The following is an 18,627-nucleotide window of genomic DNA, read 5'->3' as shown; positions in this document are numbered from 1 at the left end:
TTGAAGTACTCCAAAGTCGTGTTGAGGTACTCCAAAGTCGTGTTGAGGTACTCCAAAGTCGTATTGAAGTACTCCAAAGTTGTGTTGGAGTTTTTTCCTCACATTTCTAGCTTCCGGCCAACCATATACCACAAACCCACGGCATAGCGGATGTAATTGAGTTCTGTAAAACCTGCTTTCGCAAACTCGTACTCGAAGTTGAAATGGATAAAGTCATCCAACCACGGTTCTTGAAAAGAAGCACTGAGGGCGTATTCACCCCGATAGGTGTCAGCATATAGCACCCAACCTCCGGGTTTGGTGATCCGGTACATCTCCTTCAGAATCTTAGGCGTCCACTCTTTAGGTGTCTCGTGAAAGAGTAGTGATGATGTGACAAGATCGAAGGAGTTGTCTGGGTAGCCAGTGTTACGGGCGTCCACCTGCTCGAAGGATGCCCGCTCACTTAATCCAGCCTTGTTAAATTTGTGCTGACTAATCACCAGCATATAAGGTGAAACATCAGTAATGCGAAAGGTGGCCTGTGGAAACCGCTGTGCCAGTGCCAGCGCTCCACCAGCCGTACCTGCACCAAGCTCTAGCACCGTCTGAATTTGAGCGTCTTCAGGAATTAGTTCAGCCATTGTCTCGCGCAACTGCTGGCAACTAACATTGTGGCTGAGGGGAATAATGGCATCCATCGCAGCATCCCAGGCTAAACACGACTGAGGGTTAGTGTAGGAATCTGTTGACCCATGAATGGGAGCGTGGATATAGTCAGGGTAATATTCATGCTCAGTATGGTAGCTTTTGAGTTCCTCTTCCCAATTAATTGAGGCATATTCCTGCATTACTGAGGGCATCGCTGCGGTGATGCGTTGAATTACCTCGGTTCGATACGCTTGTTTTTTTTCTGCGTTCCATCTCGGCATAATCATCTCCTACTTACACTCGTTACTGGTGTTCCTAGATTCCAATCTGGGAACGAGAAATAAACTGCAAATATAATAGAGCAATACTCCAGACAGTTTTTAATTGAGCCAATTCACAATAAAGCTATCGATCCATTAGGGTGCTGGTTAAAACAAACAAGCATCGGAACGATAGCTATATGTAAATTGTACAGAGTCTGCTAGAAAAAATGGGCGGTTTGGGCAACCACAGATGAAGGAGTTAACAAAAGAATATTGTCATCTCTAGTAATGTACCAACGTGCCAAGACAGTTTACTCTATACAAGCCATCAGGAATTGAATGACTAAGTTTGTAAGCCACTTTAACTAACGAGTGAACGGTGCTACTAGTGTAAAAGTGGCATCGTTTAAAAACAAGCTAGCACTGGTATACGGGTCAATATATAGCTTGAAGTTTCTGTGACGTATATAGTAAGTAGGAAAATTATATGACTGAAAAGAAACATTTGTTGAACTTGCTAAACCTGGTTTTATACAAAACGTTGCATCAGCTTTTAACTGTGCAGTATTGTCATTGCGATCTAATCTAATTTGAAAATTTTGATGTCTTAAGTAATATCCTGGCAAATTTGAGGATTCAAATGAAACACAGTTAGAAGACGCTAGCCCTGACCTTACTCTAAAACTTGCGTCTCCTCTGTCTAGAGAACTTGAAATGGGGCTAACTTCGCCAAGGAAATTGCGATGACGAATGTAGTAGCTACGAAGATTAAATGCTCGTATTGAGACAGCTGGTTCAACAGGAGTTGACTCTGCGATCGCAGGATTAATTGATGTAGAAATAGATATAGGAAGCGCTGATAAGGTTAGCGCTAGTGCAAAGAGGTTATTTTTCATGGCTACAATCTTTTTAGATGACCATTTAGCAAAACAATGCTCTTACTTAAGAATTGTAGTATTAATTCTAAAAATGCTAGAAATTAGTTAGAAATATTCACATAATTCGTCTTAAGCTTAAAGCTTCGTGCGATGAAAATACTCTTATTAATTGCTGCATTAATCCTGAGCTAATTAAACTCTAAAAAAACAAATTCTACGTCAAACTATGTTTATATGAAAGTTAAAGATTGAACAAAGTATCAGGGCTGAATGTTACTAAAATAGGCATTTCAGCTTTTGTTAATGCCATTGGCATCAACGCGCTAGGGGCGCAAGACCTTGCGCCCCTACGACAGGTGTAGTTCAAATACATGAAAACTACTGTAAATTAACTCTCATGCCCATTAGTCTGCCTAAGTAATGGGGATTGTGACATTCCCTAATATCTTGGAGCGGCAGATGTAAATAAAGCTAATACCAATTTGGGAAAAGAACACAACAGATACCTGAGTAGGGGTGCGCAGCTACCTGTATGCCCCTACAAGTAATCCATCTGTCGCAAAGATTAATTAAATTGGTATAACTGTTTAAATTTAAGTAAATACTGAAAAAAATCTGAAAAATTCCGCTAAAGTCTTATTTAAAACAAACTTTATTCTTTCTACAAATGAATATAGAAGAAGCACTAGTAATTTTAGATACATTTCTTGAACATGGCTTAAGTGATGTTCAGGAAATCATATTTCGTAAAGCTTGGGAAGGACAAACTTATCCAGACATTGCCGAAAGCTGTGGTTACGATGCCAATTATATAAAAGATGTTGGTTCTAAGTTATGGAAGCTACTTTCACAAGCTTTCGGGGAGGAGGTGACAAAAAGTAATTTTCGCTCAGTATTGAGACGGCGAGGCCTCCAGCGCGCTTTGCCTACGCAAAATAGCGTTTTGTCAGAAAAACTACAACCTGTGCCAGCAGTCTTGAGACAGTCTCAGCCAACAAGTAGAGCCAAAGATGGAATATCAGGGTCTTCTTTAACGATCGAAAAGCAAGACGAGAGAAAAACCCCAGCCCCTAATCCCGACTTCTTAGAAAATCCTGGTGGCTCAGTGCCGCTCAATTCCTTTTTTTACATAGAGCGTCCGCCAATTGAAGAACGCACATATACCGAAATCAACAAACCTGGAAGTCTAATCAGAATCAAAGCTCCCAGCAAAATGGGAAAAACATCCCTAATGCACAGAATTCTTACTCATGCAAAACAGACTGGAGTACACACCGTACAGATCGGTTTACAAAGAGCAGATAGTCAAGTTTTCACTAGCTTAGACAAATTCTTACGCTGGTTTTGTGCGAATATCAGCCGACAGTTGAACCTAGAGATCAGACTGGATGATTATTGGGATGAGGATATTGGCAGCAAAGTTAGCTGCACATTGTATTTACAAGAGTATGTGCTAGAAAAAATCGACGCTCCGGTAGTCTTAGCTTTGGATGAAGTGAATCAAATTTTCGAGTATCCAGAAATCTCTAGGGATTTTCTCCCACTACTGCGTTCTTGGTATGAAGATGCTTCCGAATTAGAAATTTGGCAAAAACTCCGATTAGTAGTAGTTCATGCCACTGAAGCTTATATGCCATTAGATATTAATCAATCCCCCTTCAATGTGGGATTACCGATTAAGTTACCAGAATTTAGTTTAGAGCAGATGCAGGATTTGGCAGTGCGTCATGGACTCGATTGGGCCAAAGGTGAGAAAGGATTGGAAAAGCTGGCTTTGCTACGAGCGATGATTGGCGGTCATCCTTATTTAGCTCGTCTGGCTCTTTATAACCTGGGAAATCAAACAGTAACCCTAGAGCAGCTATTACAAGAGGCTCCCACAATTGCCGGTATTTATAGCAACTATTTACGCCATCATCTAGCCAATCTCCAAGAACATCCAGAACTGGCGATCGCACTCAAACGGGTAGTTACCTCTCCCACAAGTGTACAACTAGAAGCGATCGCTGCCTATAAATTAGAAAGTATGGGTCTGGTAAAACTTGAAGGAAATCAGGCAATGCCTAGCTGTGATTTGTATCAGCTATATTTCCAAGAGCAATTAACCTAAATGCTATGAATAAGTACGAATATCAAATTGGTGGTAGTCTCAAAGTCGATGCTCCTAGCTATGTAGAACGGCAGGCTGACTTTGAACTTTATAATGCTTTAATTCAAGGTGAATTTTGTTATGTCTTTAGTTCCCGACAAATGGGTAAATCTAGTTTGCGGTTACAAACAAGACATAAATTAGAACAAGCAGGCTACAGTTGTGCTTCTATCGATATGACTCGCATCGGCAACGGCAATATTACTCCTGCTCAATGGTATAAGGGCATAGTAGTTGACTTATTAAGGAGCTTTAATCTCTTTAGCAAAGTTAATATAAAAGCCTGGTGGTCGGAGCGTGAAGATTTACCTGCATTACAGCGATTGAGCCAATTTGTTGAAGACATTTTATTAGTTGAACTAAAAACTGAAAAAATATTTATTTTTATTGATGAAATTGATAGTGTTTTAGGCTTGAATTTCCCGGTAGTAGATTTTTTTACTTTAATTCGCTCATGCTACAATCAACGAGCCGAAAATCTACAATATAACCGTCTAACTTGGGCATTATTCGGAGTCGCAACGCCTTCAGATTTGATTGCCGATCGCAACTGTACGCCATTTAATATCGGTAAATCTATTGAACTGCACGGCTTTAATTTATCGGAAGTTCAGCCATTAGCAGCAGGTTTAGAAAGTAAAGTAGCTAATCCGATGGCAGTTCTCAAAGAAATTTTGGCTTGGACAAATGGTCAGCCCTTTCTTACTCAAAAGCTCTGTCAAATAGTGGTGCAAGAAAGAAACTCTGGAAGCAAAGATGTTCAGGAACACAGAAGCATAGAAGTTGATGAGCGTTATAAATTGGATAATCATTTACCGATTATTAATCAACATTTGATAAATTTTTATTATCAATTTCCTTTGTTAATTTTAGAAAAACTAGTGCAAACCCATATTATAGAGAAATGGGAAGCAAAAGACGATCCAGAGCATTTGAAAACAATCCGCGATCGCCTGCTGATCAATGAACAGCGTGCTGGAGGTTTACTAGGATTGTACCAGCAAATTTTACAAGGTATTCAGATAGCTAGTGATGATGGAGAAGAACAAATAGAACTGCTGTTATCGGGGTTAGTAACCAAGCACCAAGGGCAATTAATAGTAAAGAACCGGATTTATGAAGAAGTTTTTAACCAAGCTTGGGTAGAAAAACAATTAGCAAAATTACGGCCATATTCCCAAGCATTCAACGCTTGGATAGCCTCAGAGCATCGTGATAATTCCCGACTATTACGCGGGACAGCTTTACATGAAGCTCTGGCTTGGTCGCAAGGCAAAAGTTTGAGCGATTTAGATTATCAGTTTTTAGCAGCTAGCCAAGAATGCGATCGGCGAGAAGTTGAGACATGGTTAGAAGCAGAACGAACTAAAGAAGTTAAAGCTAGACTAGTTCAAGAGCAAAAAGCAGCTAGATTTCAAAGATTATTTTTTATAGGCGCGTTCGGTTGGGCATTAATAGTTGTTTTAGGATTGGCGATGGTGACTTTCGAGTATAAAAAGCACTGTTCAGTAACCTCAAAGCAATTACTACATTACCCATGAGTGCTGTAGTTTAGACTAGTTATCGGTGTGAAACTGCTGAACAAATCATATATAAAAATTTGCTAAAAATCACTAGTTAGTACATATAACTATTGATTATTAACCAAGTCAGTTTTAACTATATTATCCCGTTAAGTTTGATAGGATAATTAAAAATCATCCTCAAATTTAATTGATAGTAATAATTTCAAACAAAACTGTAATGAATTATTTTATTTTTGAGAGTCTCTTGGCTAATAATAGTTAAAGAATAATCTGGGTTTTTCCCCTCTTTTTGCAAAATTGGGATGCTCCCGTTTTATAGCGATATTTTTTGTCATGTTACTATTAAGTCTGAACCTTATATCTTTACCCATAGCTAAGACCACGAAAAAAGCGATGAAAGTGATAATCTTTGCTATATTAGTATCGGTAGTAATCTCAGCAATCATAGGATTGCTCTGGGCAATAATTTATCTACTGTATAGCCAAAATATTCAAGTAACTCTCAAGTTATTTTTCTACTCATTTTTGGGAGGATTGCTTGGTGGAATAGTTGGTGGTTTTATTGGTTATTTAGTTGGTTCGAGGGTAGCTGAAGGATTTTCAGCTGATTTATTTATTAGTTCTGAAGGCTTCAGCTGGCTTCTTTGGATTTCAATTTTCTGGATTATAGGCATTATTGAAGGAGCAGTTTTACCAGGATTGATTTTCATCAAATTTTATTCATAATCAGTTCTGGATAAGTACGTGTTTTTAGCTCTATTCGTGCATATTTTTTGATTTTTCGCCGAATTCTGGTCTTTTCTGTTATGTGTTTAACTAGAAACTTTTACGGTTCGTAATACTATACATATATCAATGAAAACTCAAAGTGTCATAGCAATCGTAACGATTCCAACAGTAATTTTAGGAACGCTTGGAGCGATTTGGGCAATATTTTATTTCAGATATACTCAAAATACTCAAGCAAGTTTTGAATTGTTTTTCTACTTCTTTTGTGCCGGTTTGATTGCTGGAATAGTTGGTCTAATTATTGGTTTTTTATTTCAGAGTATTGTAGGTTAATAAAGTATCAGGTTTGGCATGGACATTATTATATTTCGTGAATAGGTAAAACCTAAATCGATATTTATCCTAGACTGCCTCTCTAGGTTATCTGTTGAAATATTGTTTTGCTGCCAGTATCTGGAATTTTGTGAGCCACCTTCCTATGGTGAAAGCCTAGTTTATAATAAACCCTCTACCTCAGCAAATTTCCGCAAGCGTGGTAGACATTGACGTTGATAGAAACTGCTTAATGTCGCAATTGACAGCCCAAAGTCTTTTGATAATTCTTTCCAGCTAACTTCTGGGGGTAAGCGTTTGAGAATTAATACCTGACAATTTACGTCTGGACGCCCTTTAATGTGAGTACTACGTAGTTCCATATCCGAGTCTGTCTCCACCCATATCTCCAGGTTTTCCAAAATGGGAGGTGCTTGGGGGGTAGCTGGTATATTATCTATCGGGTCAATAGTTTCACCAATTTCACCCGACTTAGACTGACGAACCCCAAAGGAGACTGTTGTGGCTTTTTCTCGGTTTTGGTTGAGATAAAAATCTTGTAGTCTGCGTTTTAGGTAAGCATCTAACCAATTAATTACACTACCTTGAGTGGAGTCATAGGCTTGACCTGTCAGACCATCACAAATATTGCGGCAGAAATACAACCAAGTTTGTTGCAGTGCGTCTTGATAGTAGGGAGTATTTTCCTTCCAGAGTTTACCTTGTGTCAAACGAATAATTTGCGTGAGCAACTTCTGACGTTGAGAGCTTCCAGGTGAATGTCTACGAGCTTGGACAACTAAGGATGTTAGCTGTTCATTTAGATCCTCTTTACCTGAGGTTTTAAGCAACAGATATTTGACTTTCTGGGCTACTGGTAGTGAATGACTCTGAATATCTAAATCAATAGTAACATCTTCTACAGTCAAAGAATTCTTGCTTACTTCATCAGTTTCAATAGCAATACTATCCATGTTTCTTTGCTCAGATGCCTGAATACTGCGATGAATTTTTTCTTCAGGCGGGATAAAATCTTGGTTTATACAATTTTTTCGCATCTTATTTTCTTTCCTCAAATTTCTTTATTGGACATACTTTGTAGGTTTGATGCAGTACCCAAGCATCTCTTTGCTTGATTTTTGATGCTGTCATTATCTGTCAGATATCAGAGGTAACAATAGCATGGTTGCAATGGGCAATACCCTTTTGCTCACCGACTCAATTCAATCCACATAATCAACTCAGTAGGAGGACATAATTAAATGTAAAACGCAAATCAAAAGAACCTGTTGCTGTTGGGTTTTTCCCTTCTGCTTCTATTTATTAGACGTTCTTGAGGTTCTGGATTGAAGTTTACTTTCACCATATCTTTAATTTAAGTAAATCATTCACTTTTTGACAGCATGAAAAAGTCATAATTCGTCAGGAATTTTGCCGTCAAAGTTTTATTAATTTATGTAAAAAATGTCAGTAACGCCAGAAAAAATCTCTTTTCCCACCTGTGTTAGCAGTTTTGCATTAGAAGTCTTGACTAAAGGTATCTTCCAGCAATCTCAGACTACATATTCATTTACAGAATTTTTGATACAAAACACTTTAGCGGCTTGCTGAAATGATGTTAGTATAAGGCGATATCACGGACACTAGCACAGTGGTATTCCTGTCCGTTTAACTCCAAATAATTGACAGTTATTTCCACGGCTATGTCCTGACCATCTTGAGTTCTTTGGCTAGACTCAAAAGTGAGAGAGCCTTTTTGTCTAACTTCTTCCCAGTGCGATCGCCAAGCAAGCATCGAAAAATTTGGATTTATATCGTAAACAGTCATGTTCAGCAATTGGGCGCGGGAGTATCCAAGATGACGACAGGCGGCTTCATTCACGTAAACAAGCTGGGCATCAGAATTGACAAAAAAGATAGAATCCTTAAATTTATCTAGATAAAACTGACTCAGGCGCAGGGCTGATTCTGCTTTTTGGCGATCGCTAATTTCCTGCTGCAAAAGTATATTTTGCTGGGTCAGTTGTTTTTGCAACCTTCGGATAGTCAAGTTATTTTCTACACGCGCAAAAACCTCTTCTTCACTAAAAGGTTTGGTAATATAATCCACTCCCCCAACTGCAAAAGCTTTAACTTTGTCAAAAACTTCATCCAAGGCGCTAATAAAAATCACCGGAATATCACGGGTTTTCTCTGAGGCTTTCAAATGTTGACAGACTTCATAACCATTCATTTCTGGCATCATGATGTCAAGCAAAATTAAATCGGGCGGTGCAGCTTGTGCTGTTTTCAAAGCTGTTTGTCCGTTAATAACTCTCCGAATTTCATAGCCAACCTGAGTTAGCATAGCGGATAAAAGTCGCAGATTATCGGGTGTATCATCAACAACAAGAATATTTGCTTTTGGTAGCTGAACTTGATGGTTATCCATATTTATTAGAAATAATTTATTAGAAAATAATTCAGGAGTCAGAAATCAGAATTCAGAATTTAATTGGAGTCCGACTGGTAAATCAATGAGTTTAGTATAAGATCCCTACCAAATCTTCTAGTGCATTCACTACACGAAGATTTAGCGATATTTAATTAGTGGCAGGTCTCAATCCCCACTTTCTTGTTCTGACTTTTGAATTCTGATTCAAAAATCATTTCTTACAGTTGTGTTAAATCAATCACTTTATCAATACGAAAGTTATTAACCCAATCAGACAGAGTGTTTGTTAAAAGAGCAGATTCTTCAGGAATTTGCTCAAGCAAGCTAAAAATCAGCTTTTCATCAGTACACAGTGCCGCTTGGTGGAGCTGTGCTACCCACTCAGTAGGCATTTGAGCCAGCATCTCTTCTAATGATAAAAGTTTAAGGTCGGAATTTTCGGCAAATTCGTCTTTTTGAAGGGGTTTATCTTCATATACATAACGCACCCCTAAATATTTAGACATCATATTCAAGATTACTTCCTCTCGGAACGGCTTACGTACAAAATCGTTGCAGCCAGCCGATAAAACCACAAAGCGCTCCTCATCAAAAGCACTAGCAGTTAGGGCAATAATGACAGTAGCTTGACCTTTTAAAGTAGCTCTAATTTGTTTAGTAGCTTCATACCCATCCATTACAGGCATCCGCATATCCATCCAAATTAGTTGTGGTTCCCAAGTTTCCCAAAGAGTCACCCCTTCTTGACCATTCTCAGCGTAACGTACCTCGAAGCCAAGGGATACTAGCATCTTAACTAGGAGTTCACGATTTTCCCATTTATCCTCAACTACTAAGATTCGGTATTTTGGTTGATTAGGCTCTAAACCAATTACTCGTCGTTTTAGCTGTCGAATTGGAGCTTCAGCTACTTCTGCGAGACTAATTTGAAGATCAAAAGAAAAAATCGTTCCTTGACCCAAAGTACTGCTAACAGTAATACTTCCCCCCATTAGATGCACGAATTGTTGGCTAATAGTTAGACCCAAACCTGTTCCTTGCTGAGATTTCTGACCTGCTTCTGTTTGGACAAAGGGCTTAAATAACTTTTCAATTTCGGCAGATGCAATCCCTGTCCCGGTATCTTCAACTTCAAAATGAAGCCAGAAGAATGAAGGGTGGGAGTTTTTTATTACTTGTGTACCTTCTTGTTGCTGTAGTTTACTTTCTTCCTTCATCCTAACTCGCAAACTCACGCCACCTTCTTGAGTAAATTTGATAGCATTACCAAGGAGGTTAATTAAGATTTGACGCAATTTACTTTCATCTGTATGCACATATCTAGGAACTTCAGGTCTACGCTCAAACATCAACTGTAAACCTTTGGATTCCGCTTTAATTTGAAACATCTCTTCAAGTGAATCAAGTAGAGTGTACAAATCAAAGCTATTGTTGTTCAGTGTCGTTAAACCCGCCTCAATTTTGGACATTGACAACACATCATTAATCAAGGTAAGCAAATGTTCTCCACTGCGACTGATAATTTCTAAATGTTCTAACTGAGAAGCATTGATAGAAGAATCGCGCATCATTAGCTGAGTAAAGCCAAGAATGCTATTAAGAGGAGTACGAAGTTCGTGACTCATGTTTGCGAGAAATTCGCTTTTGGCACGGTTGGCAGTTTCGGCTTCTTTGGCTTTTAGTTCTAATCTATGGCTGTAATTCTCTAACTGTTCGCCAGAGATTTTTAACTGCCGCGTTAGCCAAGACACTCCAATCAATAGAAATCCCATTGATAAGAATCCCACTAGCATCATCGTCCCTGCTAATCGCCGAGCCGGCGCAAAGGCTTCTTCCTGGTTCATCTCCACCATTAAGGCCAAGTCTTGATCGTTGAGCCAGTGATATACGCCAATTACTAACACTCCGGCGTAGTTTGGATAAAGTCCTTGACCACTAATTCCACCCATTGCTGCATCAATACCTTGGCTGCTAACTCCTTGAGAAAAGTCTGGTGTTTTATCTTTATCTTTAGAAATAAAAGCGTTTTTAGTTACTAAAGAACCAACTAAATAAGTTTCGCCACTCTTACCTAAACCTGTACGTTCTCGCACAATTTGATCTATTCTGTCTAAATTCAAATCAGCTAAAAGAACACCTTGGCGCACCTTGGCAGCATCACGTAGAGGCGTTGCAAAAGTAACTGATGGCTTGCGAGTAATCGGTGAGACATAGAAGATAGGGGCAAAAGAATCTCCTGGTTGAATTTGTTCAATATAAGTGATATTAGCTGAAATTTCATATTGACCTTCACGCTGCTTATTAGTAGATAAAATAATCCGATTACTACGATCTAGAATAGAAATTTCTCCCAGACTTGGCTTGATTTTAGCCATATTTTCGAGGTAATCAGAAAGAACTTTGTAAGCTTTACGATAATTTGCGTCAGAGGCTTTGGAATTTAAAAGTATTTGAAAATTATTTTGTACGTCTGGAAACTGAGTGACTAAGAGAAAGTCTCGTTGTTGGTCTTCAAACCAACGGGTAATTTCTTCTTCTTTCAGAGTAGCAGCAGCATTGAGTCGTTCAAAAGCAGCTTGCTTTAAAGCTTCCCTCGCATTCAGGAAAGCAAAGCCTCCAACTACACCTACAGTTACCAATGATAGGAATAAGAAGGAACTGGCAACTTTAATAGTTAGGTGCTGATTCCAGAAGTTCATATATTTACAACTTGTTTCTTATTCTAAAGATATTTATCTTTTTTATTATTCATGTAGATTGATTATTCCTTTAGTTAATATAAATAATTATTGATTACCATTGAGCAAAAATCTGTTTTATCCGCTTAATTGCTTCATCAGTTGCTTGCTTTGAAGAAATTTTATCTACAATTATTCGATTCAGAGCTTTTCCCCAGATATTCTCCTCTAACACTACGCTGTATGCCGGGTTTTGGACATAATAAAATAACCGCGTTGAACCTTCCGTCACCGTCTTAACCGCAGTTGAAACGTGTGGGTCAGCTGGGTTTTTCCAAAATGGGTCTTGCCAAAGTGTCTTGATGACAGGTAAATTACAACCTCCAGCAGCTTTCAGATACTTACCTATCACCTGTGATTGGGTGAGATATGCAAGAAAATCCAAAGCTTTTTTCTGTTGCTGGGAATCGGCGAACAAAACTGCTTGCCGAAGTGTGAGTAGATAACGCATTGGCTTGCCGTTGGGTTTGTTGGGAAATTTTAAAATACCAAGCTTATGGCGATAGGTGTCGGGATCTTGGCGCACAGAGCAAGGAATTGAGAGGGTGTTGTTAGGAGTCATCACCACCATACGGTTGAGCAAGCTGCGATTATTATCTGGATTTAACCAATTGAGTGCATCTGGTGGCACATAACCTTGTTGGTAAAATTTGGTATACCAATCTAATACCTGGACAATTTTTTGTCTGACCTTTGGATCGTCGATTAGGAGTTTACCCTTGGAGTCAAGAATTTGCACATCGTATGCTTCTAAAATATGCTCAAAAAATATGTAGGTATCTGAAGCTCCAGTAGAAAAAGGAAAACCTAACCCATAAATATCCTGTTTTTGCTGTTTTGCCCGCAAATCATTTTGTACTTTTTTCCAAAATTCCCAAAAACCATTCCAATCTTCGGGAATATCGCTTTCACTGCGACCTATTTGCTTTAGCAAGTCTCGCCAGTAAAAAATATGAACCGTTGCCTGATTGATTGGAACTGCATAGTAGCTTCGCTTTTTTGCAGCATTATTATAATAATTAACAGCTTGTAGGGCATACTCAGGATAAAGATTTTTGACTGGCTCAATTACATCCGTTACATCCGCTAGTTTCCCTTCCCAAGCCAAATGCGGATTCAACGCTCTCTCAGCGCCGTAACTCATCATAATATCGGGTGGATTACCCGCGTGAATAGCCCTACGCGCCTTCTGCGGTAGCTCATCGCCAATATAGAAGGAAAGCTTGACTTGATTACCAGTTTGTTTTTCCCAGTTGCTCACCAACTGCTTGATTGCTTCATCTTCATCGACAGTAAAACCTTTATCCCACCAAATCTTTAAAACGGTGTTGTCAGTAGGGGAATGGGTGACTGAAGATTGTTTTAATTGAGAGGTGTTATTACAAGCAATAATTATCAAGCTGAGTGTCAATACGATGAAGACATATCTGCGATAATAATATTGCGGCTGATTATGAAAGCCTTTAGCAATTTGACTAGCTTTTGTTTTAAATGTCATATTTATAAAAGCTTACTGCCATTGGTCAAAAATTTGCTTAATTCGGGCGATCGCTTCATCAGCTGCTTGCTCTGGAGAAATTTTATCTACAACAATTCGATTGAGCGCCTTACCCCAGACATTATCTTTTAAAACCAAGCTATAGGCTGGGTTTTGGACAAAATAAAATGAGCGAGTTTCTCTGTTGAGAAATATATTAATGGCAGTCGAGAGATAAGGATCTTTGGAATTTTTCCAAAAAGGATCTTCCCACGCTGATGTTAAAACTGGTAAATGACGGCCTCCAGAAGCCTTGAGATAATTTCCCATCACTTCTGGTTGTATTAAGTATGCAAGAAACTCCTTAGCTAGTTTCTGTTTCTGAGAATCGGCAAATAAAAACGCTTCCTTCACCGTAATTAAGTAGCGCATTGGCAAGCCATTCGGTTTATTTGGAAACTCTAAGATACCAAGTTTTTGATAATATGTATCGGGGTTTTGCCGCACAGCAGCAGGAATTGAAAGCGAGTTGTTAGGAGTCATCACCACGCTTTGATTGAGTAAACTACGATTATTATCTGGATTCAACCAATTTATAGCATCTGGTGGGACATAGCCTTGCTGATAAAAATTTGTGTACCATTTTAAGCTGTTAATAATACCTTGACGCACTTGTGGATCGTCAAGGAGGAGTTTATCCATAGAATCTAAAATTTGCACGTCGTATGCTTCTAAAATCTGCTCAAATAAGTAGTATGTATCAGCAGAACTAATGCCGAAAGTAAATCCTAACCCATAAATATTCTGTTTTTTATCTGGTATTTGTTTTGTCCGCAAGTCATCCTGTATTTGTTTCCAAAGCTCCCAAAAATCATCCCAATCTTTTGGTACATCACTTTCTTTACGACCTATTTGCTTTAGCAAATCTCGCCAATAAAAAATGTGAATAGTTGCTTGACTCATTGGCAGAGCATAGTAGCTTCGCTTTTGAGTAACATTGTTATAAGACTGAACAGTTTTGAGGATTTTTTCTGGGTAAAAATTTTTAAGTGGCTCAATTACATCTGATACATCTGCTAGTTTGCCTTCCCAACTTAAACGGGGAATAATTTCTCGATCGGCAGTATAACTGGTAACAATATCAGGTAGGTTGCCAGCCTGAATTTCTCTTTGAATCTTCCGTGTTAGCTCATCTGTGGAATATAAAGAAAGCTTGATTTTGTTGCCAGTTTGTTTTTCCCACTCACTAACTAGTTGCTTGAGGGCTTCATCCTCTTCCTGAGTAAAACCTTTATCCCACCAAATCCTTAAATCGGTACTTTCACTGGATAACTTATTAAATGGGGAAGGCGAGGATTGATATGTGTTAGTGCAAGCAACAATTATCAAGCCGAGAATTAATGCGATGAGTGCGTAGCGACGGTTGGTTAGTCTTGGTACTACACTAAAAGCTTCTTTAGCTTTCTGCTGACTCTTCAAGACTTGAGTAATCTGACTGGCTTTTTTTCTGGACACCACACTTCTAGAGCTTATATTTAAACTGAATAGATACAGCAGAATTCAGAATTCAGAATTCAGAAGTCAGAATTCAGGAGTAAAACACGCTTTATATCTGAGTAACAGATTTAGCTTGTTTACTTTACAGCTTGAAATCTACTGTATATTCAATTTAAGGCTTTTTGTTGGTCTCTCAATAATTTACAAGCGATCGCTCTTAAAAGAGATGGGCAATTGCTTGCTCTTTGCACGGAAGGAAGCGCCTTAGCAAAGCGGGGCGCTAGCACCTCGCCTCCCTATTTGCACCGATTAGAATAATTATTCTGCCGCGTGGTTTAATAATTCCATTGATGAATCGAATGCGAGGCGTTATATTAAGCACCTCGCATTCTGAAGATTTCTATTTGACTGTGGGGTTGAGGATTAAACAACTACCAAGTTATTTTGACTTAGTGACACTCCACCAGATAGTTGTGCAAATTGTACCTGAGCAAATCCACCCGCACTACCATCTTGGTCAAAATATAGTGCGCCTGTAGTGTTGTTATAGATAACTCGCTGATTGCTGGTTGTTGCAGATGTTCCAAGGGTAAAAGAGCTAGCTGAGAGTAAACCTGATGATAACGCGCCACCAAAACCAGCAGCCGATACCTGAATCAGTTCATTAGTCGCGTTGAAATTATAAATATTATCAATGCCTTCATTGAAACTATTGAAAACAAAGGTATCAGTACCAGCTCCTCCATAAAGGTTATCATTACCTTTGCCACCTTTGAAGGTGTTCTTGCCAGAAGCGCCAGAGGCTGTGAGAGTATCATTGCCATCGCCTCCATCCAGTAGATTATTGCCTGATGAATAGTCAACAATCAAGCGATCGTCACCAGCATCACCATTGAGCGTGTTATTGCCAGAGACAGTATAAGCTCCGTATGAGGAATATAAGGAGGCTGAACCAGCGGCTGTGAGAGTATCATTGCCATCGCCCCCATTCAGTAGGTTATTGCCTGATGAATAGTCAGTAACTAAGTTATCGTCACCAGCGCCACCATTGAGGGTGTTCTTACCAGAGATTGCATCGAGATCAAAATCGCCTCGGTAGTCGTCGTAGGAGCCAGAGACGTTCAGAGAATCATTATCATCACCACCAGAGAGCGAATTATTCCCATTTGAATAGTCAGCACTCAAGTAATCCTTACCTGTACCGCCGAGAATCGTGTTATTTCCGCGTCCCCCAGCCAGGGTATCGTTGCCATTGCTCCCCACAATCAGATCATCGTAGTTCGTACCTGAGATATTTAATTGTTCGATATTCTTGTAGCTCACCTGATTCGGGCCTGCTGTAATCGAACCAGCATTAGTAGCAGCATTGAATGTTGAAGTGATTCCCTGGCCGATGGAATAGTTATAGAAAGACAACAAATCATCACCCTTCCCTCCATCTATAGTATCTTTGCCGCGATCGCCTCCGGTGAGTGTATCGTTGCCATTGCCCCCGACAATCAAATCATCGTAGGCTGTACCTGAGATATTTAATCGTTCGATATTCTTGTAACTAACCTGATTCGTGCCTGATGTAATGGAGCCAGTGTTAGTAACAGCATTGAATGTCGAAGTGATTCCCTCACCCCCGCTAGAATTACTGTAATAATAGCCTTCTAATAAATCATCACCTTTTCCGCCATCGATAGTATCATTGCTACTATTGGCATAGAGCGAGATAGTATCGTTGCCATTACTCCCCACAATCAAGTCATTGTAGGCTGTACCTGAGATATGTAATCCTTCGATATTCTTGTAGTTAATCAGATCCGTGCCCGCCTTAATCGAGCCAGTGTTAGTAGCAGCATTGAATGTTGTTGTAATTCCCCCACTAGGATAGATATACGAAACGCTCAACAAATCGTTACCTGTTCCCCCATCTACTGTTTGAGTCGCTAAGGAAAGTGGAGAAGTATATAGGACGAAAGAGAAGGAATCATTACCATTCTCTCCATTGAAAATGTTATTACCAAACCTACCCTCGGCTTTTTTGTCGTCATAGTAGCCAGAGGCAAAGAAAGAATCATTGCCATCCCCTCCATTGAGGATGTTATCGCCCGTTGAATAGTTAACACTCAATTGATCGTCACCAGCACCACCATTGAGAGTGTTATTCCCGGAGGTAAAAGAGGCGGAATAGTCGTATTCGCGAGAGGCGCTAAGAGAATCATTGCCATCTCCTCCATTGAGGATGTTATCGCCTGTTGAAAAGTTAGCATCTAATTGATCGTCACCAGCACCACCGTTGAGGGTGTTATTGCCATCTGTCTTAGACGCAGAGAGATTATCACTGCCATCTTCTCCATTGAGGATGTTATCGCCTGTTGAAGAGGTAGCACTGAATTGATCGTTACCAACACCACCGTTAAGGATGTTATCGCTTGTTGAATAATCAACATTCAAGTAATCGTTACCTTCACCGCCAAAAATTGTATCATTGCCATAATTTGAATCGTTGCCACTACTGCCTCCGAAGAGTAAATCGTTGCCATTGCTTCCGACAATAAAATCAGCGTAGGTTGTACCTCTAATTTCTAATTGTTCGATATTGGTGTAGTTAATCCGATTTGTGCCAGCCTGAATTGAGCCAGTGTTAGTAGCAGCATCGAAACTCGAAGTGATTCCTTTAGTAGCACGTGTGTAATATACAGACAAAGAATCCTGACCTGTTTCTCCATTTACACTTTGAGTCGTTAAGGAAGAGGGGGAAGTTTTTGAGGCGGACAAATGGAAGTCATCATTACCAGCGCCTCCATTTAGAGTGTTTCTACCCCGGACTTCATCGGCGTAAAAGGAATCATCGCCGTCTTTGCCTGAAACCGTATTGTTGCCAGCAGAATAGCTAATATCAAGGTAGTCATCTCCTGCATCTCCACTGAGGATGTTATTTCCAGAAGAATAGGAAGCATCAAGGGTATCATTTCCCTCATCACCCCGCACCAGATTATTACCAGTACCACCACGGAGAGAGTCGTTACCTGTACCACCACGGAGGGAGTCGTTATCCGTACCACCAAGGAGAGTATCATTGCCTGCACCACCAATGAGGGTATCATTTCCGGCATCACCGCTTAAAAGGTCGTTGCCATTTTTGCCATCGATGATATCATCACCCACTTTAGCGTTAATTGTATCTGTGTCCTGAGTACCCAATAGAGTATCTTTACCGTTGGTTCCAATGATATTCACCATAACTCTTACCTTCCTGAATCGATATTTTGAGTAACTTCAGCTATTAACTTGTTGTTAATGTTGTTTGAGGACACACGGAAATCGCCGAGAGTTGACGCTTTCGACACACTGTTATGTCACCCTTGAGGGTTAGCATTTTCTCGAAGATTTACCCTATTGATGAGCTTGTAAGTAGGACTTATCTAACTGACTTGAAAAAGTTAGGAGGCAGGAGATTCAAAGTTAAATTCTTTGCCTATTCCCTATTTCCTTTTTCATTCGTTATTTGTGTACCCGTTAATAATGCTAGTTAAGACTATCTAAGTCTTAGCATTGTACATATTTATGAGCGTGTATTTAGGAAAACAGATGGTTTCACACTTTTTTATCATTCTCGATCCGCAGATCAACCTAGCCATCACTGACAAAGTGTCGAAAAATCAAGCTTGAATGCCTAAAACCCACACTTCATATTTCTTCTCAAAGCGTAGCCCTACTGTGGTAAATATAGAGAATAATTCACTTTCGATAGGGAAATAATTTTTATGCAGTTGTTGTGGGCTATTGCCCGTAAGTGTGTAGCTTAAAAATAGGGAACATCTAAATAACACTTTGATAACCATATCTGAAGATTTACTGAGATGTCCACACTTATAGACATATCTTTGCATACTCTTTACATTATTTGCCGATCGGTATAATCTCAGTACTTATCTTTATATATTCTTCATGTCTGAAAACCACTAATAATCCAGAATACAGCAGCTAAACAGCAGCTAAACAG

At 39.4% G+C, this 18,627-nt stretch carries 12 protein-coding genes; 4 read left to right on the top strand and 8 right to left on the bottom strand.

Features of this window, described 5'->3' with window-relative positions; translation table 11 throughout:
• Positions 1-98: 98 nt before the first annotated feature.
• Entirely contained in the window at positions 99-911 is an 813-nt protein-coding gene (locus tag RMZ42_RS12075; protein ID WP_322671662.1) for a class I SAM-dependent methyltransferase, read from the bottom strand.
• Positions 912-1,258: 347 nt separating this feature from the next.
• Positions 1,259-1,789, bottom strand: a complete 531-nt coding sequence (locus RMZ42_RS12070; protein WP_322671661.1) for an AbfB domain-containing protein — start codon at positions 1,787-1,789, stop codon at positions 1,259-1,261.
• Positions 1,790-2,438: 649 nt separating this feature from the next.
• Here RMZ42_RS12070 and RMZ42_RS12065 point away from each other — a divergent pair.
• The 4 genes from RMZ42_RS12065 to RMZ42_RS12050 all read left to right on the top strand — a co-directional run bounded on the left by RMZ42_RS12065 (position 2,439) and on the right by RMZ42_RS12050 (position 6,508).
• Positions 2,439-3,881 carry an AAA-like domain-containing protein gene (locus tag RMZ42_RS12065; RefSeq protein WP_322671660.1) on the top strand — a complete coding sequence of 481 codons (1,443 nt, stop codon included), beginning with the start codon at positions 2,439-2,441 and terminating at the stop codon, positions 3,879-3,881.
• A 5-nt stretch (positions 3,882-3,886) separates the two neighbouring features.
• Positions 3,887-5,461 carry an AAA-like domain-containing protein gene (locus RMZ42_RS12060; protein ID WP_322671659.1) on the top strand — a complete coding sequence of 525 codons (1,575 nt, stop codon included), beginning with the start codon at positions 3,887-3,889 and terminating at the stop codon, positions 5,459-5,461.
• A gap of 318 nt (positions 5,462-5,779) precedes the next feature.
• A complete protein-coding gene (locus RMZ42_RS12055; RefSeq protein ID WP_322671658.1) occupies positions 5,780-6,172 on the top strand; it encodes a hypothetical protein in 393 nt (130 codons plus the stop codon).
• 129 nt (positions 6,173-6,301) lie between these two features.
• Positions 6,302-6,508, top strand: coding sequence for a hypothetical protein (locus RMZ42_RS12050; RefSeq protein ID WP_322671657.1), 207 nt, complete (start codon positions 6,302-6,304; stop codon positions 6,506-6,508).
• 161 nt (positions 6,509-6,669) lie between these two features.
• Here RMZ42_RS12050 and RMZ42_RS12045 read toward each other — a convergent pair whose 3' ends face one another.
• From RMZ42_RS12045 to RMZ42_RS12020, 6 genes are all read right to left on the bottom strand, one after another.
• Positions 6,670-7,338, bottom strand: a complete 669-nt coding sequence (locus RMZ42_RS12045; protein ID WP_322671709.1) for a sigma-70 family RNA polymerase sigma factor — start codon at positions 7,336-7,338, stop codon at positions 6,670-6,672.
• Positions 7,339-8,105: 767 nt separating this feature from the next.
• Complete coding sequence (locus RMZ42_RS12040) at positions 8,106-8,918, bottom strand: response regulator (RefSeq protein ID WP_322664406.1); 813 nt, start codon at positions 8,916-8,918, stop codon at positions 8,106-8,108.
• Positions 8,919-9,139: 221 nt separating this feature from the next.
• Positions 9,140-11,620: a hybrid sensor histidine kinase/response regulator gene (locus RMZ42_RS12035; RefSeq protein WP_322671656.1), complete on the bottom strand. Its 2,481-nt coding sequence runs from the start codon at positions 11,618-11,620 to the stop codon at positions 9,140-9,142.
• Between the two features lie 94 nt (positions 11,621-11,714).
• On the bottom strand, positions 11,715-13,157 hold the full coding sequence (locus RMZ42_RS12030) for an ABC transporter substrate-binding protein (RefSeq protein WP_322671655.1): 1,443 nt from the start codon (positions 13,155-13,157) through the stop codon (positions 11,715-11,717).
• 12 nt (positions 13,158-13,169) lie between these two features.
• Complete coding sequence (locus RMZ42_RS12025) at positions 13,170-14,651, bottom strand: ABC transporter substrate-binding protein (RefSeq protein ID WP_322671654.1); 1,482 nt, start codon at positions 14,649-14,651, stop codon at positions 13,170-13,172.
• A gap of 405 nt (positions 14,652-15,056) precedes the next feature.
• Complete coding sequence (locus tag RMZ42_RS12020) at positions 15,057-17,864, bottom strand: calcium-binding protein (RefSeq protein WP_322671653.1); 2,808 nt, start codon at positions 17,862-17,864, stop codon at positions 15,057-15,059.
• Positions 17,865-18,627: the final 763 nt, after the last annotated feature.

The organism is Nostoc sp. DedQUE05 (assembly GCF_034530955.1).
Taxonomy (GTDB): Bacteria; Cyanobacteriota; Cyanobacteriia; order Cyanobacteriales; family Nostocaceae; genus Nostoc.
The sequence above is the reverse complement of the archived record's forward strand: the minus strand, read 5'-3'. Positions and strand labels throughout refer to the sequence as shown.